The organism is Bradyrhizobium jicamae, assembly GCF_018130215.1.
GTDB lineage: Bacteria > Pseudomonadota > Alphaproteobacteria > Rhizobiales > Xanthobacteraceae > Bradyrhizobium > Bradyrhizobium jicamae_A.
In genome coordinates this window covers 145,687-168,530 of the sequence record NZ_JAFCKQ010000010.1, presented here as the reverse complement: position 1 = coordinate 168,530, position 22,844 = coordinate 145,687, and the positions used below count along the sequence as shown (strand labels likewise).

At 65.0% G+C, this 22,844-nt stretch carries 22 protein-coding genes; 15 read left to right on the top strand and 7 right to left on the bottom strand.

The window, feature by feature from the left end; all coding sequences use genetic code 11:
- Positions 1 to 13 precede the first annotated feature (13 nt).
- Entirely contained in the window at positions 14 to 976 is a 963-nt protein-coding gene (locus JQ586_RS14850) for an SMP-30/gluconolactonase/LRE family protein (RefSeq protein ID WP_212395326.1), read from the bottom strand.
- A 113-nt stretch (positions 977 to 1,089) separates the two neighbouring features.
- Between JQ586_RS14850 and JQ586_RS14845 the strand changes: the two genes are divergently transcribed.
- On the top strand, positions 1,090 to 1,908 hold the full coding sequence (locus JQ586_RS14845) for an NAD(P)-dependent oxidoreductase (protein ID WP_212395325.1): 819 nt from the start codon (positions 1,090 to 1,092) through the stop codon (positions 1,906 to 1,908).
- Between the two features lie 2 nt (positions 1,909 to 1,910).
- Here the strand turns inward: JQ586_RS14845 and JQ586_RS14840 are convergent, their stop codons facing one another.
- Together JQ586_RS14840 and JQ586_RS14835 are read right to left on the bottom strand one after the other, a co-directional pair.
- On the bottom strand, positions 1,911 to 2,483 hold the full coding sequence (locus tag JQ586_RS14840) for an invasion associated locus B family protein (protein ID WP_212395324.1): 573 nt from the start codon (positions 2,481 to 2,483) through the stop codon (positions 1,911 to 1,913).
- Positions 2,480 to 3,172 carry a GntR family transcriptional regulator gene (locus JQ586_RS14835; protein WP_212395333.1) on the bottom strand — a complete coding sequence of 231 codons (693 nt, stop codon included), beginning with the start codon at positions 3,170 to 3,172 and terminating at the stop codon, positions 2,480 to 2,482. Before JQ586_RS14835 ends, JQ586_RS14840 begins: the two co-directional genes overlap by 4 nt.
- Before the next feature lie 152 nt (positions 3,173 to 3,324).
- Between JQ586_RS14835 and JQ586_RS14830 the strand changes: the two genes are divergently transcribed.
- The 4 genes from JQ586_RS14830 to JQ586_RS14815 all read left to right on the top strand — a co-directional run bounded on the left by JQ586_RS14830 (position 3,325) and on the right by JQ586_RS14815 (position 8,117).
- Positions 3,325 to 5,028, top strand: coding sequence for an IlvD/Edd family dehydratase (locus JQ586_RS14830; RefSeq protein WP_212395323.1), 1,704 nt, complete (start codon positions 3,325 to 3,327; stop codon positions 5,026 to 5,028).
- 138 nt (positions 5,029 to 5,166) lie between these two features.
- Positions 5,167 to 6,168: a TRAP transporter substrate-binding protein gene (locus JQ586_RS14825; RefSeq protein WP_212395322.1), complete on the top strand. Its 1,002-nt coding sequence runs from the start codon at positions 5,167 to 5,169 to the stop codon at positions 6,166 to 6,168.
- A 27-nt stretch (positions 6,169 to 6,195) separates the two neighbouring features.
- Positions 6,196 to 6,780 (top strand): TRAP transporter small permease, encoded by a 585-nt coding sequence (locus JQ586_RS14820; RefSeq protein WP_212395321.1) that lies wholly within the window; start codon positions 6,196 to 6,198, stop codon positions 6,778 to 6,780.
- Entirely contained in the window at positions 6,777 to 8,117 is a 1,341-nt protein-coding gene (locus tag JQ586_RS14815) for a TRAP transporter large permease (protein ID WP_212395320.1), read from the top strand. The genes JQ586_RS14820 and JQ586_RS14815 overlap by 4 nt, the downstream gene beginning before the upstream one ends.
- Here JQ586_RS14815 and JQ586_RS14810 read toward each other — a convergent pair.
- Both JQ586_RS14810 and JQ586_RS14805 read right to left on the bottom strand, forming a co-directional pair.
- The gene (locus JQ586_RS14810; protein WP_212395319.1) at positions 8,099 to 8,686 is read right to left on the bottom strand and encodes a histidine phosphatase family protein; all 588 of its coding nucleotides are present in this window, start codon (positions 8,684 to 8,686) and stop codon (positions 8,099 to 8,101) included. The genes JQ586_RS14815 and JQ586_RS14810 overlap by 19 nt on opposite strands.
- A 10-nt stretch (positions 8,687 to 8,696) precedes the next feature.
- Positions 8,697 to 9,494, bottom strand: coding sequence for an enoyl-CoA hydratase/isomerase family protein (locus tag JQ586_RS14805; RefSeq protein WP_212395318.1), 798 nt, complete (start codon positions 9,492 to 9,494; stop codon positions 8,697 to 8,699).
- Between the two features lie 262 nt (positions 9,495 to 9,756).
- Between JQ586_RS14805 and JQ586_RS14800 the strand changes: the two genes are divergently transcribed.
- Positions 9,757 to 10,977: an NAD(P)/FAD-dependent oxidoreductase gene (locus JQ586_RS14800; RefSeq protein WP_212395317.1), complete on the top strand. Its 1,221-nt coding sequence runs from the start codon at positions 9,757 to 9,759 to the stop codon at positions 10,975 to 10,977.
- A gap of 5 nt (positions 10,978 to 10,982) precedes the next feature.
- Here JQ586_RS14800 and JQ586_RS14795 read toward each other — a convergent pair whose 3' ends face one another.
- The gene (locus JQ586_RS14795; RefSeq protein WP_212395316.1) at positions 10,983 to 11,900 is read right to left on the bottom strand and encodes a ribokinase; all 918 of its coding nucleotides are present in this window, start codon (positions 11,898 to 11,900) and stop codon (positions 10,983 to 10,985) included.
- Between the two features lie 21 nt (positions 11,901 to 11,921).
- Positions 11,922 to 12,815, bottom strand: a complete 894-nt coding sequence (locus JQ586_RS14790; protein WP_212395315.1) for a sugar kinase — start codon at positions 12,813 to 12,815, stop codon at positions 11,922 to 11,924.
- Positions 12,816 to 13,144: 329 nt separating this feature from the next.
- On the opposite strand from JQ586_RS14790, the gene JQ586_RS14785 reads away from it, so the two are divergent.
- From JQ586_RS14785 to JQ586_RS14745, 9 genes are all read left to right on the top strand, one after another.
- The gene (locus JQ586_RS14785; RefSeq protein WP_212395314.1) at positions 13,145 to 14,005 is read left to right on the top strand and encodes a VOC family protein; all 861 of its coding nucleotides are present in this window, start codon (positions 13,145 to 13,147) and stop codon (positions 14,003 to 14,005) included.
- 239 nt (positions 14,006 to 14,244) lie between these two features.
- The gene (locus tag JQ586_RS14780; protein ID WP_212395313.1) at positions 14,245 to 14,952 is read left to right on the top strand and encodes a TetR/AcrR family transcriptional regulator; all 708 of its coding nucleotides are present in this window, start codon (positions 14,245 to 14,247) and stop codon (positions 14,950 to 14,952) included.
- Positions 14,953 to 15,193: 241 nt separating this feature from the next.
- Positions 15,194 to 16,003, top strand: coding sequence for an ABC transporter permease (locus tag JQ586_RS14775; RefSeq protein WP_212395312.1), 810 nt, complete (start codon positions 15,194 to 15,196; stop codon positions 16,001 to 16,003).
- Between the two features lie 138 nt (positions 16,004 to 16,141).
- Positions 16,142 to 17,140, top strand: coding sequence for an ABC transporter substrate-binding protein (locus JQ586_RS14770; RefSeq protein ID WP_409410989.1), 999 nt, complete (start codon positions 16,142 to 16,144; stop codon positions 17,138 to 17,140).
- A 25-nt stretch (positions 17,141 to 17,165) separates the two neighbouring features.
- Positions 17,166 to 18,014, top strand: coding sequence for an ABC transporter ATP-binding protein (locus JQ586_RS14765; RefSeq protein WP_212395310.1), 849 nt, complete (start codon positions 17,166 to 17,168; stop codon positions 18,012 to 18,014).
- 204 nt (positions 18,015 to 18,218) lie between these two features.
- Complete coding sequence (locus tag JQ586_RS14760; protein WP_212395309.1) at positions 18,219 to 19,622, top strand: hypothetical protein; 1,404 nt, start codon at positions 18,219 to 18,221, stop codon at positions 19,620 to 19,622.
- Positions 19,619 to 20,770 carry a Gfo/Idh/MocA family protein gene (locus JQ586_RS14755; protein WP_212395308.1) on the top strand — a complete coding sequence of 384 codons (1,152 nt, stop codon included), beginning with the start codon at positions 19,619 to 19,621 and terminating at the stop codon, positions 20,768 to 20,770. The genes JQ586_RS14760 and JQ586_RS14755 overlap by 4 nt, the downstream gene beginning before the upstream one ends.
- 12 nt (positions 20,771 to 20,782) lie before the next feature.
- A complete protein-coding gene (locus JQ586_RS14750; protein WP_212395307.1) occupies positions 20,783 to 21,976 on the top strand; it encodes a dihydrodipicolinate synthase family protein in 1,194 nt (397 codons plus the stop codon).
- The gene (locus tag JQ586_RS14745; RefSeq protein WP_212395306.1) at positions 21,976 to 22,839 is read left to right on the top strand and encodes a sugar phosphate isomerase/epimerase; all 864 of its coding nucleotides are present in this window, start codon (positions 21,976 to 21,978) and stop codon (positions 22,837 to 22,839) included. Before JQ586_RS14750 ends, JQ586_RS14745 begins: the two co-directional genes overlap by 1 nt.
- Positions 22,840 to 22,844: the final 5 nt, after the last annotated feature.

Below are 22,844 nucleotides of genomic sequence, written 5' to 3'. Positions count from 1 at the left end.
GCGCCAGGCGGGGCTAACCGCCGAGCGCGCCCTGCGTATTCACATACAGCGCGTAGATCGACTGGCTCGCCGCCATGAACAGGCGGTTGCGCTTGACTCCTCCGAAGCAGAGGTTGGCGCAGCGCTCGGGCAGCGCGATCCGCCCGATCATGACGCCGTCGGGCGCGAACACGACGACGCCGTCGAGTTCGGGGTCGCCCATGCCCCAGCCGCACCACAGATTGCCGTCGACGTCGCAGCGCATGCCGTCGGGTGTGCCCGGGCCGGCATCGATGAAGACGCGCTTGTTGGAGATCGTCGTGCCGTTCGGCGACACGTCATAGGCCAGGATCTTGCGGTTCGGCACGCCGCGGGATTCCACGATGTAAAGGATCTTCTCGTCCGGCGAGAAGCACAGCCCGTTCGGCCCCAGCACGCCCTCGGCGACGATGGTGGCCTTGCCGGTCGCGCCGTCGATCCGATAGACATTGGCATCGATCTCCGGCTCGGCCTTGTAGCCCTCGTAATTGCCGAGCAGGCCGAAGGTCGGATCGGTGAACCAGATCGCGCCGTCGGATTTCACCACGACGTCGTTCGGCGAGTTCAGCCGCTTGCCGCCGAAGGAGTCGATCAGCACCGTAATCGATCCGTCATATTCGGTGCGCACCACGCGGCGGCCGCCGTGCTCGCAGGTGACGAGGCGGCCCTGGCGGTCGCGGGTGTTGCCATTGGCGAAGTTCGACGGCTTGCGGAAGATGCTGACCGCACCGGTCTCTTCTTCCCACTTGAGAATGCGCTGGTTCGGAATGTCGCTGCACAGGAGAAAGCGCCCGTCGCCGAACCACACCGGCCCTTCGGCCCAGCGCAGGCCGGTGGCGAGACGTTCGACCGCCGAAAGCTTCAGCCAGTATTTCTCGAAGCGCGGGTCGAGCGCATGGATCGCGGGATCGGGATAATAGGTCGCCGGACGCCAGCCGGCCGAATGGGCATCGGACATTTGCTGTTCTCGTTGTTGCGTTTCGCTGGTGTTTCCCTGAACGGTTGGTTTGCTATCATTGTCGGCCTGCAACCGCAATTCGGTTGCGGCCAGGAAGAAAAGCGAGGAACGAGATGGCACGCATATTGATGACCGGCGCGTCGGGTGGAATTGGCACGAGCTTGCGAAAGCTGCTGCGGCCGATCTATCCGGACCTGGTGTTGAGCGACCTCAGGCCGCCGGCCGACCTCGGCAAGCACGAGACGTTCAAGGCGGCCGATCTCGCTGACATCGCGCAGGTCGAGGCGATATGCGAAGGCGTCGACGGCATCCTGCATTTCGGCGGCTACTCGGTCGAAGGGCCCTGGGATTCCATCCTGCAGTCCAACATCATCGGCGGCTACAACCTGTTCGAGGCGGCGCGGAAGCAGGGCGTCAAGCGCGTGATCTTCGCCTCGTCCAACCATGCCGTCGGCTTCTACCCGCGCCATCACCGCATCGGTACCGACGTCACGGCGCGGCCGGACAGCCGCTACGGCGTCAGCAAGGTGTTCGGTGAAGCGGTTGGCGCGCTCTATGCCGACAAGCACGGGCTCAAGGTCACCTGCATCCGGATCGGCAATTTCGGCGAGGTGCCGCTCGACCATCGGCGGCTCTCGATCTGGCTGAAGCCGGAGGATCTGGTCCAGCTCTGCCGCATCGGGCTCGAGCATCCCGACATCCATTTCGAGATTGTCTACGGCGCGTCGTGGAACGAGCGTTCGTGGTGGGACAATCACCGCGCCTTCGATCTCGGCTATCGTCCGACCGGGCGCGCCGAGGATTTCCGCGAGCACGCGATGGCCGAGCAGGCCAAGCTGCCGCCTGATACGGTCGGCGACTTCTACCAGGGCGGCGCGTTCTGCGGCATGGAGTTCGACGGCGATGCGAGCAGGGTCTGGAAACCTGGGTAGCACTAGTCCCGACATTCAGGTGCCTTCGCCTGCTGCTCGGCCGGTTTTTCGCCCGCGATGTCTTCGCGGGCCCTGGGCGGGCTGCCCGGCGGCCCATCATAGGCAGTCGCAAAACCGGCGAGCGGGAAGGAGAGGCTGAGTTTTTGATGGACCGTGTCGGTGGCCTCGATCGCAATCGTTCGCGACTGCTTCAGCCGCTCGATGAACGCTTCATCGATCGGCAGCGTGCCCCGGCAACCGAGCCCGAAGCAATCGGCATGCGCGATCTCGATCGGGGCGTCTTGATCGATCCGCACGCTGATCCCGCCGTCGAGCGGACGCCTTGTCGCGAAATTGGTGACGAGATGAAGCTGCCTCTCGTCGCGGATCCAGACCGAGACGCCGCCGCCGGACCGATGACACGCGCCCCGCGCCGCGGCCGAGATGAAGCAGTCCGAATTGCCGTCGGTGCGGGGAAAACACAGTTTCGTCCAGGGATCGTAGGTCAGCTGCGCGGCTCGCGCATCATCGGCCCTGACCGCAGCCGCGTCAGCCGCGAGCAGGGATAGCGAGATGATCAGCAGACGGCGGATCACTGCGAGGGCTTTTCCGCGGCAATGCGGTCGAGATAATCCGCCTTGCTGTACAGCATATGGTCGACGCAGAGCTGCGCCAGCGCCCAGCTGTCACGTCCCTTCAATAGCTCGATCATCAACTCGTGCTGGCGGCGCGACAGTGCCAGGCCCTCGCTGTCGGCGAGGTTCTTCGCCCGCATCGGCAGGGTCAGGTTCATGTAGTCCTGCAGCGAGCGGACGAGATAGGGATTGCCGCAGGCCGAGAACAACGCCAGATGGAACGCGTCGTTGGTCTCATGAATGCCGCGCATGTCCCGCGCGTCGGCCCTGCCACGGTATTGTCGTTGCAACTCGCTCAGCTCGTCGATCAGGCTTGCCGGTGCGGGCAGCGCGATCATCAGCGCAGCCTGGCGCGTCAGCATCTCGCGCACCTCGTAGATTTGCCGCACTTCTTCGGCGGAATAGAACCGCACGGTGGCGCCGACATTCTTCTCCCGCAGCACGATGCCCTGGCGCTCGAGCTGGAACAGCGCCTGGCGCACGAAATGCCGGCTCGCGCCGTAGCGCTGCATCAGCGTATCCTCGACCAGCCGCAAGCCCGGCGCGAAGCGGCCGAAGATGATGTCCTCCTCCAGCCGGCGGATCACCTCCGCCTGTTCCTCCTCGCGCGAAGGGGCTGGGATGTCGGCGGATGCGGCCTGCGCTTTCATGGTGTTGGACGACAACACGACGCCAAGGTCATTGTCAATAATGGGGCTGGTTCATCGCATGGCGGGCCGGTTCCCGGGGCAAGATCATCTCGTATTGACAATAATTCAACTCGCTCCTTTAGTGCGGACAAACAACCGCAGGAAGCAAGAAAATGGCTGACGGACTTCGCAAGGGACTGACGAGCTACGGCGACGCTGGCTTCTCGCTGTTCCTGCGCAAGGCCTTCATCAAGGCGATGGGCTATTCGGACGATGCGCTCAATCGTCCCATCGTCGGCATCACCAACACCTACAGCGACTACAATCCGTGCCACGGCAACGTTCCGCAGATCATCGAGGCGGTGAAACGCGGCGTGATGCTGTCGGGCGCGATGCCGTTTGTGTTCCCGACCATCTCGATCGCCGAAAGCTTCGCGCATCCGACCTCGATGTATCTGCGCAATCTGATGGCGATGGACACCGAAGAGATGATCCGCGCGCAGCCGATGGATTCCGTCATCGTGATCGGCGGCTGCGACAAGACGCTGCCGGCGCAGATCATGGCTGCGATCAGCGCCGACCTGCCGACGGTCGTGATTCCGGTCGGGCCGATGGTGGTCGGTCATCACAAGGGTGAGGTGCTCGGCGCCTGCACCGATTGCCGCAGGCTGTGGGGCAAGTATCGCGCCGGCGAGATCGACGACACCGAGATCGAAGCGGTCAACGGCCGTCTCGCGCCGTCGGTCGGCACCTGCATGGTGATGGGCACGGCCTCGACCATGGCCTGCGTCACCGAGGCGCTCGGCCTGTCGCTGCCGATGAGCGCGACGATCCCGGCGCCGCACGCCGAGCGCTTCCGCCTGGCAGAGGCGAGCGGCCGTGTCGCGGCCGAGATGGCGAAGTCCAAGGGTCCGAAGCCGAGTGAGATCCTGACCCCGTCCTCGTTCCGCAACGCCCAGATCGTGATGCAGGCGATCGGCGGCTCGACCAATGGCCTCATTCACCTGACCGCGATCGCCAATCGCAGCCCGCACAAGATCGACCTCGAGGCGTTCGACAAGCTTGGCCGCGAGGTGCCGGTGCTGGTCGACCTGAAGCCGTCCGGCGAGCACTACATGGAGCACTTCCACCACGCCGGTGGCGTGCCGAAACTGATGGCGCAGCTCGGAGATCTCATCGATCTCGACGCCAGGACCATCACCGGCCAGACGCTGCGCGAGGTGGTTGCCGGCGCCGAAGAGGTGCCCGGACAGGACGCGATTCGCTCGAAGACCAATCCGATCAAGGCCGAGGGCGCAATGGCCATCCTGCATGGCAATCTCGCGCCGCGCGGTGCGGTCATCAAGCAGTCGGCTGCGAGCCCCAAGCTGTTGCAGCACACCGGCCGCGCCGTGGTGTTCGAATCCGTCGAGGACATGACGCTGCGAGTCGACGATCCCGCGCTTGATGTGACGGCGGACGACGTCCTCGTGCTGCGCAATGCCGGCCCCAAGGGCGCGCCCGGCATGCCCGAGGCCGGCTATCTGCCGATCCCTAAGAAGCTTGGGCGCACCGGGGTCAAGGACATGGTCCGCATCTCGGATGCGCGGATGAGCGGCACTGCGTTCGGCACCATCGTGCTGCACATCACGCCGGAGGCCGCCGTCGGCGGTCCGCTCGCGCTGGTGCGGAACGGCGACATGATCCGGCTCGATGTCGCGAAGCGCAGCATCGATCTGCTGGTCGACGAGGCCGAGTTGCAGAAGCGCCGCGCTGCGCTCGCGCCGTCCGCGAAACCGGAACGGGCCAGGCGCGGCTATGCGCACCTCTTCAACGAGACCATCCTGCAGGCCGACGAGGGCTGCGATTTCGACTTCATGCGCGCCAAGGGCAAGTAGCCGATCTCGAATTATCGATAATTCCTGTTGGGCAGCGCCTGCTCGAAAGCCCAGGCCGTTAGAGTCTTCTGTTTTATTGACAATCCCGCGCGACTGGTGGGATGATCCAAGCCAATCAAGAACAGGGGGAGCGTCGCGATGGGCTATCCAGCCAAGATCGTCGGGATTGCCGTGGCCGCCGCAGCGTTGCTGCTGGCTGCCGGCGCAAATGCGCAGGAGGTCAAGCATTTCCGCTTTGCCTACGACCAGCCGCGCAACACCGGCTATTCGATCGCGGGAGATCTGTTCGCCGAGAAGCTCAAGGAGTTGAGCAAGGGCACCATGATCGTCGATCAATATCCCGGCGCGCAGCTCGGCCAGGAGCCGCAGGTGCTGCAACTGGTCAAATCCGGTGATATTGATTTCTCGATCATCTCCTCGGCCAACACCGCGACGATTTCGCCGCAGGCCGGCGTGATGTCGCTGCACTTCCTGTTCCGCAACGAAGCCCATGTGATCAAGGGACTTGCCGACCCGCAGGTGTTCGACGCGATCAGGACCATGATCGATGAGACGGCTCAAGGCTTGCATGTGATCGGCACGGGCTCGCAAGGCGTGCGGCACATCTACAGCAAGAAGGAAATCCACAACGTCGGCGACCTCAAGGGTATGAAGGTCCGGGTGCAGGCGACTGCCACCGAGGACACCATGTTCCCGGCCTATGGTGCGCAGACGGTTCACATGCCGTTCGGCAGCGTCTACACTTCGCTGCAGACCGGCGTGGTCGATGCGGCCGAGAACAGCATCAATGTCTACCTCGTCAACAAGCACTATGAGGTCGCACCGGTGCTGTCGATTACCGAGCACGAGGCCAACAACGCGCTGCTGTTTGTCTCCGACAAGCTCTGGCAAAGCCTGTCCGCCGAGCAGAAGCAGTGGGTGCAGGCGGCCGCCAACGAGGTCAGCGCCAAGGAGCCGGCGAAGGCGTTCGACCTGGAGCGGACCGCGCTGACCAAGCTGAAATCGTACGGTGTCAAGGTGGTCGAGGACGTGGACAAGAAGAGCTTTACCGCAATCGCCGATCCCTATCTCGACAAGCTCGCCAAGGAACTCGGCCCGCACGCGGAGAAGATCAAGAACCTGATCCGCGCGATCAACTAGAGCGCGGTACGCCGGAGAGCTCGCGCCATGGCCATCTCCGACAAGCTGGTGCTGCAACGGCAGCGGCATCTGAAATGGCCGGCGCTGGACAGGCTCGAGCTCATCCTGATGATGCTGTGCGGCCTGCTGTGTTTCGGCTTCTCGCTCTCCGTCACCGCCGACATCGTCACCCGCACCATCGGCCATCCCTGGCTGTGGCTGCAGGAAGTGACCTCGACGCTGTTCATCTATGCGATCTTCATCGGTGCGGCGGTCGCAACGCGGCGCAACGATCATCTCTACCTCACCGCGGTTTCGGAGGCGATGCACGGCACGCCGCGGCTGATTGTCGAGATCGTCACCCGGCTTGTCGTGCTCGGCGTGGCCTTCTGCCTCATCTGGTATGGCTATCTGAACTACCTCCGCGGCTTCGGCAGCTTCCGGCTGCCCTCGGGCACGCCGATCGCGTCGCTGTACGCCGTGATCCCGCTGTGCGGCATCCTGATCGGCCTGTTCACGGTCGAGCAACTCGTCAACGGGATCCGCAACGGCTTTGACCATCCCGAGCCTCCGGACGACGACCTCGCGATCCCCCCGATCAACACAAGCGCGACGCCGGGAGCGCAGCGGTGAGCGCTCCGGTCGTCCTTGTGCTGATGTCGTCCTGCTTCCTGTTCTTCGGCTATCTCGGCGTGCCCGTGCCGTTCTCGTTGATGGCCGGCGTGTTCGTGGGCGCGGTGCTGTCCGACGTGTCGCTGGCCGCGATCGTCCAGAAGATTTTTGACGGCGTCGATTCCGAGGCGTTGCTGGCGATCCCGTTCTTTCTCCTGGTCGGCGAGCTCATGAGCTCGGCGAATGTCGTGGTGCGTATTGCCAATCTGTCGGTTTCGCTGGTCGGCCATATCAGGGGCGGGCTGTCGCAGGTCGTTGTCGTCTTCAGCATGTTCTTCTCGGAAATGTCGGGCTCGACCACCGCAGACGTTGCGGTGATGAGCCGGGCGCTCGGCGGGCCGATGAAGCGCGAGGGCTATGAGCCCGCCTTCATCGCCGCGATCATCGCCTCCGCATCCACCATCGCGGCGCTGGTGCCGCCGAGCATCACGGCGGTGGTCTATGGCGCGGTCGGCAACGTCTCGATCGCGGGGCTGTTCATGGCCGGCGTGGTGCCGGGGCTGATGATCGGTTTCGGTCTGATGATCTACTGCTATTTCTTCGGCCCTTCCGGCCTGCGCAAGCCGCGCGCGCCGCTCCGCCAGGTGGTGTTTGCCGCCGGCGACGCGGCGCTGCCGCTGATGATTCCGGTGATCCTGCTCGGCGGTATCCTGACCGGCTGGTTCACGCCGACCGAGGCCGGCGTGGTCGCGGTTGCCTATATCACCATCGTCGTGATCCCGGCGCTGAACCGCGGGCACCTCAAGAAGATCCCTTACGATTTCTGCCTTGCCGGCCTGATCTTCTCGCTGCCGCTGATCACGATCGGGGCAGCGAACGCGTTCGGCTGGATGCTGGCCTACCTGCGCGGCGCGATCTATATCGCCGACTGGATCACCTCGATCGCCGGCAGCGATCCGCATCTCATCATGCTGTTGATGGTGCTGCTGTTCACCGTGGTCGGCGACTTCATAGAACCGGTGCCGACCATCATCATCTTCATGCCGCTGGTGAATGCGCTGACCCAGGCCGGTGACATCAACGGCGTGCATATGGGCGTGGTGCTGATCGCGACGCTCGCTTTCGGCCTGATCACGCCGCCCTACGGTCTGGTGCTGCTGATGGCTTCGAAATTCGTCGGCATCAGCTTTGCGAAAGCGCTGCGCGCGGCGCTGCCGATCTATGTCGTGTTCCTGGTCACCATCTGCTTCACGATCTACTTCCCGAAGGTCGTGCTGTGGCTGCCCAAGCAGGTGATCCCGGAATCGGTCGGCTGCTTCAAGGCGCCGGGCGGCAAGGGCTACATCTGTCCGAATTGACCGATCTCGTGCACCGTCCAGCCATCTCCCTCGCGCGCGAAGCGGAACGGCGTGCCGTAGCGATTCTCGAAAAAGCTGCCGCACAGGACCTGGGCGATCGCCTGCATCACGGCATCGTGGCAGACGAACAGGATCTCGGCGCCTTGATGGCGGTTCTGCAACGTCGCGATGCATCCCAGCGCGCGCGCCGACACCGCGGCCCAGGGCTCGCCATCCGCGGGCAGGATCGAGACCAGTTGCTCGAGTGCGGTGAGGGCGTGCTTGCGCATGGTATCGCGGATCGACTGGCCCTCGAGGCTGCCGAAATCGCACTCGATGATGCCGGCATCGATCGCGACCGGCAGCGACAGGGCTGCGCCGACGATTTCGGCTGTCTGCACGGCACGACGCAACGGGCTGGCGACGATGACGCCGACCGGAACGCCCGCAAGCCGCGATGCTGCGGCACGGGCCTGCGCGATGCCGTCGGTGTTCAGGAGATTGTCGGTGCGGCCCTGAAAGCGGCCTTGCCGGTTCCAGTCGGTGGCGCCGTGGCGGAGACACAGAAAGGAACGGGACGGCAAGGCCATCTGGGTTTGCTTACTTCGACTTGCTGGTGAACTTCTTCACCGCGACACGGAACTCCTCGGTGTTCATGCAGCCGATGATGGCGTCGCGCTCGGCGTCGAGCTGCGCCTCGATCGGCGTGGTCGGTGCCTGATGGATCAGCGCCTTGGTAGCCGCGAGCCCGGCGGGCGCGTTCTGCGCCAGCCGCAGCGCGAATTCGCGCGTTGCCGCCTTCAGCTCGGCCGCCGGCACGATCCTGGCGACGAGGCCCCATTGCTGGGCCTGCTGCGCGGTAAAACTGTCCTCGGCGAGGAAGATCTGCAGCGCACGGCGCGGGCCGACGCTGGCGGCAAGCCCCACGGTGCCGCCGCCATCGGGCGAGACGCCGATCTTGGCATAGGCCGGCGTGAAGCGTGCGTCCTCGGCGGCAATGCAGAGATCGGCGACGAAGGCGAGCGAGAGACCGGCGCCGGCCGCCGAACCGTGCACGCTGGCCAGCACCAGCTTCGGCATCCGCCGCAGCGCGGTGATGAAGGCATGATAGTTCCCGAGCATCTCGCCGACGACGGGCGCGATAGTGTTGGCTTCCGCTGCGGCACCGATGGTCTGCAGATCGCCGCCGGCGCAGAAGGCGCGGCCTTCGCCTTCGATGACGAGGACACGGACGTCCTTGTTGGCTTCGACCTCGGCGCCGAGTTGCTTCAGCTTCCTGGCAATCGACATGTCGATGGCATTGAACGCGGCCGGCCGGTTCAGCGTGATGGTCGCGACGGGTCCGTCGATCCGGAGCAGGGCCGGGTCGGCGGCGGGAGTGGTGGCGGGTTCTGGCATATTGAGGACCTTGGGCTGGTTGCTTGCGGCCATTTAATGCCCGGGCGGAGGCGGTGGCAATCCGGCCACGGCCTCAAGGAGCGGGCACCTGCGCGCCCGATTTGGCCGGGACCCCCTTGCGTCGGCGCCAGCCATGAGGCCAAATGGCCAGCGCCTTCGGTACGCAGACACGAGCGCTGTGGAGACGGGGCAAGCAAGCTAACATCAATGGTGGGGAAAACGGCATGGGTCACGCCTGCTCGCTCGTATCCGGGTCGAACCAATGACGGCAAACGGGGTCATCATCGTCGGCGCGGGACACGCCGGCTTCCAGCTCGCCGCGTCGCTGCGCCAGGGCGGCTTCGCCGAACGCATCGTGCTGCTCAATGACGAGGGCCATCTGCCGTATCAGCGGCCGCCCCTGTCGAAAGCTTACCTCAAGGGAACCGGCGGGCCTGACAGCCTGATGTTCAGGCCTGAGAAATTCTACCACGACAACAGGATCGAGCTGATCACCGATCGCGCCCATACGGTCGATCGCAATGCCCGGAAGGTCGCGCTCGCCTCCGGCACGTCGCTGGACTACGGCCATCTGGTGTTTGCGACCGGTGCGCGGAACCGGTTGCTCGATATTCCCAATGCGAAGCTGGATGCGGTGCGATACCTGCGCACGCTCGACGAGAGCGAGGCGCTGCGCGAGGTCGTCAAGCCCGGCATGCGCGTCGTCGTGATCGGCGCGGGTTTCATCGGGCTCGAATTCGCCGCCACCGCGCGCGGCAAGGGCCTCGAAGTCGACGTCGTCGAACTCGCTTCGCGCGTCATGGCACGCGCCGTAACCGCCGAGATCTCCGAGTTCTCGCAGTCCCGGCACACCGCGGCCGGAATCCGCATTCATCTTGGCGTCCAGGTCACCGGCATCGAGGCCGACGACGCCAAGGTGACCGGCGTCAGCCTCAGCAACGGCACGCATATCCCCACGGATCTCGTCGTGGTCGGCGTCGGCGTGCTCCCGAATGTCGAGCTCGCGGCGGAGGCGGGATTGCCGGTGGCCTCCGGCATCATCGTCGATGAGCACCTTTCGACTGCCGATCCCGATATCTCCGCGATCGGCGATTGCGCGCTCTATGCAAGCAGGCGTTCCGGAGGTTCGCTGCGACTGGAGTCGGTGCAGAACGCCACCGACCATGCGCGCTGCGTCGCGGCGCGCCTGACCGGCAAGACCGAGGTCTATGACGGGCTGCCGTGGTTCTGGAGCGACCAGGGGCCCGACAAGCTGCAGATGGCCGGCCTCACCACCGGCTATGATCGCGTCGTGGTACGCGGCGACCGTGCGCAGGGGGCGTTCTCGGCGTTCTGCTACAAGGGCGACAGGCTGCTCGGCATCGAGTCGGTCAACCGCGCCGGCGATCACATGTTCGGGCGCCGGCTGCTCGGCGCCGGCGGCTCGATCACGCCGGAGCAGGCGGCGGATCCCGGTTTCGATCTGAAGAGCGCGCTGAGATAGCCGGGTCAGGTGACGATCGCCTTCACCTCTTCCGCCGTCGGCATCGACGGCGCGGCGCCCATCCGCTGCACGCAGATTGAGGCGGCGATGTTGGCATAGACGAGGGCGTCGCGCAGCGTCTTGCCGCCGGCGAGCTGCGAGGCCAGCGCGCCGACGAAGCAATCGCCCGCGCCCGTGGTGTCGACGGCCTTCACCGCGCGGCCGGGCACCAGCATCTGCTCGCCGTCCACCAGCGCCAGCACGCCGCGTTTGCCGAGGGTGACGCAGACGATCTTCCCTTCGATCTTCCCTTGCGCCAGCGATCCCGCGGCCTCGGCAAAGCGTGCAGGCGCATCGCTGTCCTTGAGCTCCGTCCCCGTGAGGAAGCCGAGCTCGGTCTCGTTGAGGATCAGGATGTCGACGAGGTCTAGCAGCGCCGCATCGACCTTCTTTGCGGGCGCCGGGTTGAGGATGGTCGTGGCACCGGCGGCGCGGGCGCGCTTGAAGAAGGCTGAAATCGTCGGCAGCGGAATCTCGAACTGGCTGACCGCGACGTCGCCGGTCGCGAGCGTGGGAGCGGCCACATCGTCGGCGTCGACCCGCGCATTGGCACCGGGCACCACCACGATCGTGTTGTCGGCATTTGCGATGGTGATGATGGCGGTGCCGGAATGCGTGCCGGTCGTGTCCTTGACGAAGGCGAGCTCGACGCCCTGCGCGGCGAGGAAGCTCCGCAGCTCCCGTCCGAAGGCGTCGGTCCCGAGCCGTCCGACCAGCGTGGTCGGCACGCCCTGCTTGGCCGAGGCCACCGCCTGGTTGGCACCCTTGCCGCCCGGAAAATAGAGCACGGAATCGCCGGCCACGGTCTCGCCGATCCGCGGGTGGCGCTCGGCGGTCGCCACCACGTCCATGTTGATGCTACCCGCGACGAAGACGCGTCCCATGCCCGGCCTCATTCAATTCAGTCAGACCGCGGCACGAAACTCGTGCTTGACCGCCTCGATGTCGGCGAGCGTCGGCAGGCCGGCTTCGTTGCCGAGCTTCTGGATCTTGTAGGTCGATGCCGCGCGGGCGAACTCGAAATGCTCATGCCAGGCTTTGCTCGGATCTGCCAGGTAGGAATAGATGTAGGCGCCGTGGAATACGTCGCCGGCACCGTTGGTGTCGATCACCCGCTTGCGCTGGATCGGCAGCGCCGGCAGGATGCCGACCACGCCCGCCTCGTCGTACCAGAGCAGGCCGCGTTCGCCCATGGTGACGCCGCCGACCCGGCAGCCGCGGCTCTTCAGATAGTCGAGCATGTGCTCCGGCGTCTTGTCCATCTGCTCGCACAGGCGTTCGGCGACGATCGCGACATCGATGAACTCAAGCAGCTCATGGGTGTTGGTGCGCAGGCCGCCGCCGTCGAGCGAGGTCAGGATGCCGTCCTCGCGACAGAGCTTTGCGTAGTGGATCGCGGCGTCCGGCTGATGGCCGTCGATGTGCAGCGCGCGGCAGCCCTTGATGTTCAGCAGCGGAAAGGGATGGATGTGCTGGTCGTCGCGGCAGCGGACGATCGCGCGCTTGCCGTCATTGGGCATGATGAAGGACAGCGACGAGGAGTTCACCTTGCGGGGGTGGAACGAGATGCCGTACCTGTCGGCCATGTCCCAGAACATTCGTCCCAGCCAGTCATTGGCCATGGTCGCGATCAGGTCCGGCTCGATGCCGAGCTTGGCGCAGCAAAATGCCGCGGTCACGGCGTTGCCGCCGAACGACACGGCATAGGCGTCGGCGACGTGTTTTTCGTCGCCAACGGGCATGTGATCGGTGATGAAGGTGACATCGATATAGGTCTGTCCGATAAAAAGAGCCTGCATTCGCTTTCCGTTGTGGCTAGGGGTGGTCCCGGCCGGCAGCACGGACTCTAGAGCCATTTCCCTTCCGATGGAATCGGAACGGGCTCTGGATTCCTGTTTTGACGCTTTTTCTTTGCGCAAGCCGGTCTCCGCTTCGCTTGAAAACACGTCTTGCAGCGCCGGCCGGCCGCAGCAGCTGAAATTATTCGCAACCCTGCCTTGTTTGCGGCTAGAGATGAGGTGACCAATGGCCGCTCTGGCATGCCGCACAATGGCGGGCCGCTGTCGGTGGTTCCTGGTCGTACCTCAAGGGAGCGCACAATGACGGCAGTTTCGGGGAGGCGCCAGCCATGATTACCGGTCTCGATCACGTCGTCGTGCTGACCTCCGACATCACTGCTGCCGCGGCCGCGTATGAAACGCTGTTTGCGCGGCGACCGGCCTGGCGCAACAGTGGCGATGGCGCCGACCGGGTGCTGTTCACGCTCGACAACACGACGCTCGAACTGATGGCGCCGCGTGGCGAGGACGAGGCCGCGCAGCGCGTCCGCAACGCGCTGGTCACCCAGGGCGAGGGGCTGGCGAGCCTCTGCTTCCGCAGCAACGACATTGGCAAGCTGCACCGCCGGCTCGACCGGCTGACCTTGAAGCCCGAGCCGGTCGCCGAGGTCGAGAGCCGCGACGAGGCCAGCGGCGCCACGCTGTCGTGGAAGCGCACGCGGGCCGCGACCGAGGCGACGCGGGGCATTCGCATGTTCTTCCTGGAGCGGGAGAAGGAGCGGCCATTGTCGGTGCGCATGTCGCCGGGCTCGATCACGGCGATGGACCATGTCGTGGTCGCGACCGCCGATCCGGAGCGTGCCGCCGCACTTTACGGTGCGCGGCTCGGGCTCGACATGGCGCTCGATCGCTCGCACCCCGACTGGGGCCGGCTGATGTTCTTCCGCTGCGGCGATCTGATCGTCGAGGTCACGCACAGGCCGGGCAAGGAAAAGAGCAGCAGCAACGCCGAGGCGCCGGACCGCCTGCGCGGCATCTGCTGGCGCGTCGCCGACATCGACGCCACCCATGCGCGGCTGGTTGCGGCCGGCGTCGACGTCTCCGAGGTGCGCACCGGCCGCAAGCCCGGCACCCGCGTGATGACGGTGCGCAGCGGCACCAGCGGCGTGCCGACGCTGCTGGTGCAGCCGTCGCAGGGGAAGGGGGAGTAGCACCCTCCACGCGTCGTACCGGCCTTGGCCGAACCACTTGTTCGGTGTCATCACGTGCGCATATTTTAGAGGCGGCTGTGCTTGAGGCGGGAGGCCCGCGCCGACGGGCAAATCAAGCTTGGCGGCGAATGCCATCGCGTCGCCCCGGGAAATGACTGGGCGGATTATCGCGACAACATTCATTCTCAAACGTCGCATGTCGTGCTAGCTTCATGCACCGGCATCACCGAGCAATCGATTTGGCCAAGGCGAAGCGAATATTGAAATGGCAGCGCGACCCCGAAGGCATGCGGTTGCGCATCCTCGAGGCGGCGAAGCAGGAATTTGCCGCCCATGGCCTCGCCGGCGCGCGCGTCGACCGCATCGCGGCCAATGCCGATGCCAACAAGCGCATGCTGTACTACCACGTCGGCAACAAGGAGGATCTGTATCTCGAGGTGCTGGAAGGCGCCTATGAGAAGATTCGCGCCGAGGAGCGCACGCTCGACCTCGAGCATCTCGATCCGCCGGAGGCGATCGCGCGGCTGATTGACTTCACCTGGAACTATTTCCTGCGCAACCCCGAATTCCTGGCGCTTTTGAACACCGAGAATCTCGCCAAGGCAAAGCACTTGAAGCGCTCGACCAAGGTCAAGTCGATGCATTCGCCGTTTGTCGAGATGATCCGCGCGGTGGTGACCCGCGGGGTCGAGAGCGGCGACTTCCGTGCCGCCGTCGATCCGGTGCAACTCTACATCTCGATTGCCGGGCTGGCGTTTTTCTACCTCTCCAACAGCGCCACGCTGAGCGTGATCTTCGGCCGCGACCTGCTCAGGAAGGACGCCCGCGATGAACGCCTCGCGCACATGACCGCGCTGGTGCTTGCGGCGCTGACCGGGAATTCCACTGACGTGTTCGGCAAGGGCAGGATGTCCGCGCTGCTGTCGGCGGAGCAGCAGGCGAATTAGAGGTCGGTACGACGAGTTCGTAGCCCGGATGGAGCGAAGCGCAATCCGGGGCAACTCCGTCCGCGGATAGCGTTTCCCCGGATTTCGCTTCGCTGCATCCGGGCTACCGACATCCAACGGTAAAATCCTCACCTGACGAAAGTCGCAGATTCCGGCGCGATTTTGCGCGGCGCGAGGGGCTGGACAGTATTTATCCAACGGGTTAATTTCTCGGACAATAGAGAATGCATGGGAGAGTGACGTGGCGGAGGCGAAGAGCCCTTCCGGTGTGTCGAGGGTGCTGAACGCCGCATGGGTGCGGCCGTTCCTGTTCCTGGTCGTCATCGTGGTCGCATGGGACCTGTCGATCCGCCTGTTCCGTATTCCGGCTTACCAGATACCTTCGCCCGGTGACGTGGTTGCGGTGCTCTGGAGCGACTGGCCCGAACTGTTGCAGCAGTCCTGGCCGACCACCTACGCGACGATCTGCGGCTTCCTGCTCTCGGCATTGTTCGGCATTCCGGTCGCGATGCTGATCGCGGGCTCGAAGACGGTGGAAAGCTACGTCTATCCGCTGCTGGTGTTCTCGCAATCGGTGCCGAAGATCGCGATCGCGCCGCTGTTCGTGGTGTGGTTCGGCTTCGGCATCATCCCCAAGGTGATTTCGGCGTTCCTGCTCGGCTTCTTCCCCGTCGTGGTCTCGGCCGTGCAGGGCTTCAAGTCCGTCGACCCCGACATGGTCGATCTGGCGCGCGCGATGCAGGGCAGTCGCTTCCGGGTGTTCTGTGCCGTCAATCTGCCGCATGCGATGCCGGCGATCTTCTCCGGCCTGAAGGTCTCGGTGACCTTGGCTGTGGTCGGCGCCGTCGTCGGCGAGTTCGTCGGCTCCAATTCCGGCATCGGCTATGTGATGCAGCGCTCGATCGGCACCTTCGACCTGCCGACGATGTTCGCGGCGCTGGTGATCCTGGCGCTGCTCGGCGTGATCCTGTTCTGGATCGTCGATCGCATCGAGCGGCTGGTGATTCCATGGCACGTCAGCCAGCGCGACGACATCATCTTCGCTTCGTAGGGTTCATGCATAGAAACAGCGTCATTGCGAGCGAGGCGAAGCGGACGAATGGATTGCTTGGTCGCTTCAGCGCGAAATCGCTAAGCAATTTTGTCGCGAGTTCCTCGCAATGACGAAGAACAATAACGGGAGGATTATCTGATGCGATTGATCACTGCTGTTCTTGCGACGCTGGCCTGGGCGGCAACGGCGGCGGCGCCAGCCGCCGCGGCCGACAAGGTCGTGCTGATGCTGAACTGGTATGTCTATGGCGAGCATGCGCCGTTCTATTACGGCAAGGCCAAGGGCATTTATGCCGCCGAGGGCATCGATCTCGAGATCCAGGAAGGCCGCGGCTCGGCCGCGACCACGCAGGCCGTCGCCGCCAAGACCGCCGATTTCGGCTATGTCGATGTCCCGACGATGATGCGCGCTGCAGTGAAGGGCGCCCCTGTCATCGCCACCGGCGTGCTGCTGCAGACCAGCCCGATGTCCGCGATGGCGTTCGCCGACAAGAACATCAGGAAGCCAGAGGACATCAAGGGCAAGACGGTCGCGATCACGCCCGCCGATTCCATGACGCAGATCTGGCCGCTGTTCCTGAAGAAGACCGGCCTGAAGGAAAGCGACTTCCATACCGTCGCCGGCGACGGCCAGACCAAGCTCAACGCCGTGATCAATGGTCAGGCGGACCTCCTGCTCGGCTACGTCATGGACCAGTCGATGAAGATCAAGGACGCGACCGGCAAGGACGTCTATCCGATCAAGTTCGCCGACTACGGCATCAACATGGTGTCGTCGGGCATCATCGCGAATACCGACTACGTGAAGGCGCATGCCGATCTGGTCCGCCGCTTCATGTCGGCGACCACGAAGGCGGTGGAAGCCGCCGAGAAGGATCCCAAGGCCGCGGCGCAGTCGATCCTCGACGCCAATCCGAAGGGCGGCAAGATCGACACGCTGACGCAGGGCTTTGAACTGACGATCCCGCTCTACCGCACGCCGGAGACGAAGAACAAGCGGCCGTTCCAGGTCACCGACCAGAACATGACCGACTCCGTCAACCTGATGGTCGAATATGGCGGCCTCGATGCCAAGGCCAAGGACAATCCGAAGGCGTTCTATACCAACGACTATCTGCCGAAGGGCGACTCGTGAACCGTACTGGACCGGGCCAGGCTGCATGAAGCCAGCAACGCAAATCAGTGCCGCCGGGCAACCCGCCGCCCATCTGCGCCTGGTGTCGGACCGCGCGGAAGGCGCTCCGGCCGGCATCACGCTGTCGGGCGTGTCGAAGACCTACCGGACGCGCGACGGTGATGTGCCGTCGCTGCGGCCGCTCGACTTCACCATCAATGACGGCGAGTTCTTCGTTGTGGTCGGGCCAAGCGGCTGCGGCAAGTCCACGCTGCTGAAGATGATCTCGGGGCTGTTGCCGCCGACCTCAGGCGAGGTGCTGGTCGACGGCGAGGTCGTGACCAGGCCGCACGGCAATGTCGGTATCGTGTTCCAGAACGCGCTGCTCTTGCCCTGGCGCAACATCCTCTCCAACGTGATGCTGCCGATCGACATGAAGGGATTGCCGCGGGAGAAATATCTCACCCGCGCCAGGGACCTGCTGAAGCTGGTCGGGCTCGAGGGCTTCGAGCGGAAACTGCCCTGGCAACTGTCCGGCGGCATGCAGCAGCGAGCCTCGATCTGCCGGGCGCTGGTGCATGATCCCAGGATCATGCTGATGGACGAGCCGTTCGGCGCGCTCGATGCCATGACCCGCGAGCGGATGAATGTCGAACTGATGCGGATCCAGCGCGAGACCGGCAAGACGGTGCTGCTGATCACGCACTCGATCCCGGAGGCCGTGTTCCTCGCCGATCGCGTGCTTGTCATGACCGAGCGGCCCGGCGCAATCGCTGCGATCTACGACGTGCCTCTGCCGCGCCCGCGCTCGCTGGAATCGATGTCCGACCCGGTCTTCACCGCGCTGGTGCAGCAGATCCGGAAACACTTCTTCACGCAGGGGACGCTGGACTAGGATGGGCATCGCGACGCGCCTTTCGGTTACTTCGCCCCGCTTGCGGGGAGGGGTCGGCGCGCAGCGCCGGGTGAGGGGGTACCGGTCCGTCCACCCGGGTCGCCCGCGGAGAGAGCCCCTCACCCCGGTCCTCTCCCCGCAAGAGCGGGGCGAGGGAGAAACGACCAGCGTGCCTCGATCCATTCCGCTCCACGATATGCTGTGATGCCGCTTCGCCTCGCTGTCAGAGAGATCGCCTTGTTCGAACGTCCGCTGGTCTTTGCGCGGGCGTTCCGCTTTGGCGCGGTCACGATCACCGCGGCTTCGCAGGCGTTCGTGCGGGTCGAGATCGAGTTGGAGGGCAGGGGCCGGGCGGTCGGGGCAAGCGCCGAGATGCTGGCACCGAAATGGTTCGACAAGCGGCCACATCTGACGCCTGACGACACGATCGGCGATCTTCGCCGCTCGCTCATGATCGCGCGCGAGGTCTATCTGGCTGATCGCGGCTTCGACAGCGCGTTCGGCCTGCATGCCCGATGCATTGCAACGCAGGTGACGGCCTGCGCGAAAGAGGACATTCCGCCGCTCGCCGCCACGCTCGGTCCGGCCGAAATCGACAAGGCGATCCTGGATGCGCTGTTGCGCGCGGCCAGGGTTGACGTTTTCGAGGGCATGGCGGCGAACATCGCCGGCATCGACGCGCGGCTGACGCCTGATCTCGAAGACGCCGCGATCGCGCGCTTCCTGGCCAGCCGTCGGCGGCTCAATCGCGTCGCGATCAGGCACACCGTCGGCATGGACGACAGGATCGAAGGCGAGGACGGGGTCGCCGACCCCAGGGCGAATTGCGGCGCGCGCTATTTCAAGCTCAAGCTGAACGGCGATCCCGCACACGACGCGGCGCGTCTGGCACGGACCGGCAAGGAACTCGCGACGCTGCCTTACCCCTTCAAGGTCACGCTCGATGCCAACGAGCAATATGCCGACCTCGTCGCCCTGAACGCGCTGATCGACCGGCTCGAGCATGACGCGATGCTCGCGCCGGTCGCCGCGAACCTGCTCTATATCGAGCAGCCGATGCCGCGCGATGTCACCAGGGCCTCGCCGCTCGGCCGGCTCGCCGCGGGCAATTTCATCATCGATGAGGCCGACGATAGCTATGACGCATTTCCGGCGGCGCGGGCGCTCGGCTATCGCGGCATCTCCTCGAAATCCTGCAAGGGGCTCTACAAGTCGATCATCAACGCGACGCGCGCCGAGGCGTGGAGCGCGGAAGGCGGCCGCACCTTCGTCAGCGGCGAGGACCTGACCTGCCAGGCCGGACTTGCCGTGCAGCAGGACCTCGCGCTCGGCGCGCTGATCGGCATCTCCCATGCCGAGCGCAACGGGCACCACTATGTCGAGGGTTTTGCCGAGACGCCGGCGCCGGAGGCCGAAGCCTTCCTCGCTGCGCATCCTGACCTCTACATCCGCGACGGCGGCAAGATCCGCCTCGCGATCCATGACGGCGATCTGTCGACGGGATCGCTGGCCGTACCGGGATTTGCCAGTGCCGTTCATCCGGACTGGTCCACCATGCAGCCGCTGCAGCGGCCAAGACAACGCGTTTCAAGGGAGCAAGCACCATGACGACCAAGCGCCTCGGCCTGATCATGAACGGCGTCACCGGCCGGATGGGGCTCAACCAGCATCTGATCCGCTCGATCGTCGCGATCCGCGAGCAGGGCGGCGTGCAGCTTGCGAACGGCGACCGCATCATGCCCGATCCGATCCTGGTTGGGCGCGACGCCGAGAAGGTCTCGGCGCTGGCAAAGCGCTTCAACATCGAGCGCCACAGCACCGATCTCGACCGCGCGCTGGCGGACAAGGGCGACACCGTGTTCTTCGATGCCGCGACCACGCAGGCGCGGCCTTCGCTGCTGACGAAAGCGATCAACGCCGGCAAGCACGTCTACTGCGAGAAACCGATCGCGACCTCGCTGGAAGAGGCCGTCGCGGTGGTGAAGCTCGCCAACGCCAGGGGTCTCAAGCACGGCACCGTGCAGGACAAGCTGTTCCTGCCCGGCCTGAAGAAGCTCGCCTTCCTGCGCGATTCCGGCTTCTTCGGCCGCATGCTCTCGGTGCGCGGCGAGTTCGGCTACTGGGTGTTCGAGGGCGGTTGGCAGGAGGCGCAGCGGCCGTCATGGAACTATCGCGCCGAGGACGGCGGTGGCATCATCCTCGACATGGTCTGCCACTGGCGCTACGTGCTCGACAATCTGTTCGGCGAGGTCGAAAGCGTCGTCTGCATCGGCAACACCGACATCCCGGAGCGCCATGATGAGAAAGGCAGCAAGTACCAGGCAACCGCGGATGATTCCGCATACGCTACCTTCAAGCTGAAGGGCGGCGTGATCGCGCATATCAACATGAGCTGGGTGACGCGGGTCTATCGCGACGACCTCGTCACCTTCCAGGTCGACGGCACCCACGGCTCGGCGGTCGCGGGCCTCACCGACTGCATGATCCAGGCGCGCCAGGCGACGCCTCGGCCGGTGTGGAACCCGGACGAGAAGCGGCTGCATGACTTCTACGCCGACTGGCAGAAGCTGCCGGACAACGTCGTCTACGACAACGGCTTCAAGGAGCAGTGGGAGATGTTCATCCGTCATGTCTGCGAGGATGCGCCCTACAAATACACGCTGCTGGAAGGCGCCAAGGGCGTGCAGCTCGCCGAATGCGCGCTGAAGAGCTGGAAGGAGCGACGCTGGATCGACGTCGCGCCGATCGTGGTCTGAGGAGGACTTTCGATGAACAAGCCGGTCCTGCCGATATCATCGCTGTCCCTGAAGCTGCCGACCGCAGGCGGCGGCCTCGAGACCTACCGTCTCGCGGCGTCGCGCACCTTTCCGGCGAAGCTCGAGGGCACGCTGAATCGCGTCGCCTTCTCGGCGGCGCATGTCGTGGCCGATCCGCGCGCCGACGTCGATCCGTGGCTGACGGCCGCGATCGACTGGGACCGGACCATCGCGTTCCGCGAGCATATCTGGGATCTCGGCCTCGGCGTTGCGGAGGCGATGGACACCGCGCAGCGTGGCATGGGCCTGGACTGGGCGACCTCGCTCGAATTGATCCGGCGGTCGGTGGGAGCGGCTAAGGCGCGGGCCAATGCGCTGGTGTTTTCAGGCGCCGGCACGGATCATCTCGCAGCGGAGGATGCCGGGTCGATCGACGACGTGATCCGGGCCTATGAGGCACAGATCGCCGCGGTCGAGAAGGCCGGCGGACGCATCATCCTGATGGCCTCGCGTGCGCTGGCAAAGCTCGGCAGGAGTCCTGAAGACTATGCGAGGGTGTATGACCGCGTGCTGTCGCAGGTGCGCGAGCCCGTGATCATACACTGGCTCGGCGACATGTTCGATCCGGCGCTGGCGGGGTATTGGGGCACGGCCGATCTCGACAAGGCGATGGACACGGCGGTTGCGATCATCAACGCCAATGCGGCCAAGGTCGATGGCGTCAAGGTCTCGCTGCTCGACAAGCAGCGCGAGATCGACATGCGGCGGCGGCTCGATGCCAGGGTGAAGATGTATACCGGCGACGACTTCAACTATGCCGAACTGATCGCCGGCGACGGCAACGGCTATTCCCACGCGCTGCTCGGCATCTTCGATGCGATCGCACCCGCGGCGTCCTACGCGCTGTCGCGGTTGGCTGCCGGCGACGCGGCCGGCTTCCACGACGTGCTCGGCCCGACGGTGCCGCTGTCGCGTCACATCTTCAAGGCGCCGACGCGCTTCTACAAGACCGGCATCGTGTTCATGGCCTATCTCAACGGTCACCAGGATCACTTCACGATGGTCGGCGGACAGGAGAGCGCGCGCTCGACCTTGCATCTCGCCGAGCTGTTCCGGCTCGCCGACAAGGCAGGGTTGCTTGCCGATCCGGAGCTTGCGACGCGCAGGATGGCGGCGATCCTTGCCACGCGGGGCATCGACGCCTGATGCGCGACTTCTCCAGAGATCATCGCTGGCTGTCGCTGAACACGGCAACCGTCCGCAAGCAGGGCGATCTCACGGCCATCGTCGAGGCCTGCGCGCGCCACGGCATCCGCGCCATCGATCCCTGGCGCGACCAGGTCGCTGCCGTCGGCCTCGAGCGCGTCGTGCGTGCGGTGAAGGACGCCGGGCTTGAGTTATCAGGCTATTGCCGCGGTGGCATGTTCACGGCAGACGCTGCGCACCGGATCGAGGCGCGCGACGACAACCGCCGCGCCGTCGACGAGGCCCAGGCGCTCGGCGCGCCCTGCATCGTGCTGGTGGTCGGCGGGCTGCCGCAATATTCGCGGCCGGGCAGCACTGTCACGAAGGACATCGCTGCGGCGCGGACCCAGGTGCATGACGGCGTCGCCGAGATGCTCGATTATGCCAGGCGGGCCAAGCTGCCGCTGGCGATCGAACCGCTGCATCCGGCCTATGCCGCCGATCGCGCCTGCGTCAACACCACGAGGCAGGCGCTCGACATCTGCGATGCGCTCGATCCTGCGAGGACCGGCGCGATCGGCGTCGCGCTCGACGTCTATCACATCTGGTGGGATCCGGAGCTGATGGGCCAGATCGCGCGCGCCGGCAAGGATCGCCTGCTCGCGTTCCACGTCTGCGACTGGCTGGTGCCGACCAAGGATATCCTCAACGACCGCGGCATGATGGGCGATGGCGTGATCGACATCAGATCGTTTCGATCGGCCGTCGAGGCGCAGGGCTTTGCCGGCTATTCGGAGATCGAGATCTTTTCCAACGACTGGTGGGGCCGGCCGATGGATGAGGTTTTGCAGACCTGCATCGAGCGGCACAGGACGGCGGTCTAGCCGCG

Bases quoted from the DNA above. Each gene is read 5' to 3' on its own strand.
- JQ586_RS14800 (WP_212395317.1), top strand. From the start codon at position 9,757: ATGACGGCAAACGGGGTCATCATCGTCGGCGCGGGACACGCCGGCTTC.
- JQ586_RS14810 (WP_212395319.1), bottom strand. From the start codon at position 8,686: ATGGCCTTGCCGTCCCGTTCCTTTCTGTGTCTCCGCCACGGCGCCACC.
- JQ586_RS14850 (WP_212395326.1), bottom strand. From the start codon at position 976: ATGTCCGATGCCCATTCGGCCGGCTGGCGTCCGGCGACCTATTATCCC.
- JQ586_RS14750 (WP_212395307.1), top strand. From the start codon at position 20,783: ATGAACAAGCCGGTCCTGCCGATATCATCGCTGTCCCTGAAGCTGCCG.
- JQ586_RS14765 (WP_212395310.1), top strand. From the start codon at position 17,166: ATGAAGCCAGCAACGCAAATCAGTGCCGCCGGGCAACCCGCCGCCCAT.
- JQ586_RS14845 (WP_212395325.1), top strand. From the start codon at position 1,090: ATGGCACGCATATTGATGACCGGCGCGTCGGGTGGAATTGGCACGAGC.
- JQ586_RS14835 (WP_212395333.1), bottom strand. From the start codon at position 3,172: ATGAAAGCGCAGGCCGCATCCGCCGACATCCCAGCCCCTTCGCGCGAG.
- JQ586_RS14805 (WP_212395318.1), bottom strand. From the start codon at position 9,494: ATGCCAGAACCCGCCACCACTCCCGCCGCCGACCCGGCCCTGCTCCGG.
- JQ586_RS14745 (WP_212395306.1), top strand. From the start codon at position 21,976: ATGCGCGACTTCTCCAGAGATCATCGCTGGCTGTCGCTGAACACGGCA.
- JQ586_RS14760 (WP_212395309.1), top strand. From the start codon at position 18,219: ATGCCGCTTCGCCTCGCTGTCAGAGAGATCGCCTTGTTCGAACGTCCG.
- JQ586_RS14825 (WP_212395322.1), top strand. From the start codon at position 5,167: ATGGGCTATCCAGCCAAGATCGTCGGGATTGCCGTGGCCGCCGCAGCG.
- JQ586_RS14830 (WP_212395323.1), top strand. From the start codon at position 3,325: ATGGCTGACGGACTTCGCAAGGGACTGACGAGCTACGGCGACGCTGGC.
- JQ586_RS14795 (WP_212395316.1), bottom strand. From the start codon at position 11,900: ATGGGACGCGTCTTCGTCGCGGGTAGCATCAACATGGACGTGGTGGCG.
- JQ586_RS14790 (WP_212395315.1), bottom strand. From the start codon at position 12,815: ATGCAGGCTCTTTTTATCGGACAGACCTATATCGATGTCACCTTCATC.
- JQ586_RS14755 (WP_212395308.1), top strand. From the start codon at position 19,619: ATGACGACCAAGCGCCTCGGCCTGATCATGAACGGCGTCACCGGCCGG.
- JQ586_RS14820 (WP_212395321.1), top strand. From the start codon at position 6,196: ATGGCCATCTCCGACAAGCTGGTGCTGCAACGGCAGCGGCATCTGAAA.
- JQ586_RS14785 (WP_212395314.1), top strand. From the start codon at position 13,145: ATGATTACCGGTCTCGATCACGTCGTCGTGCTGACCTCCGACATCACT.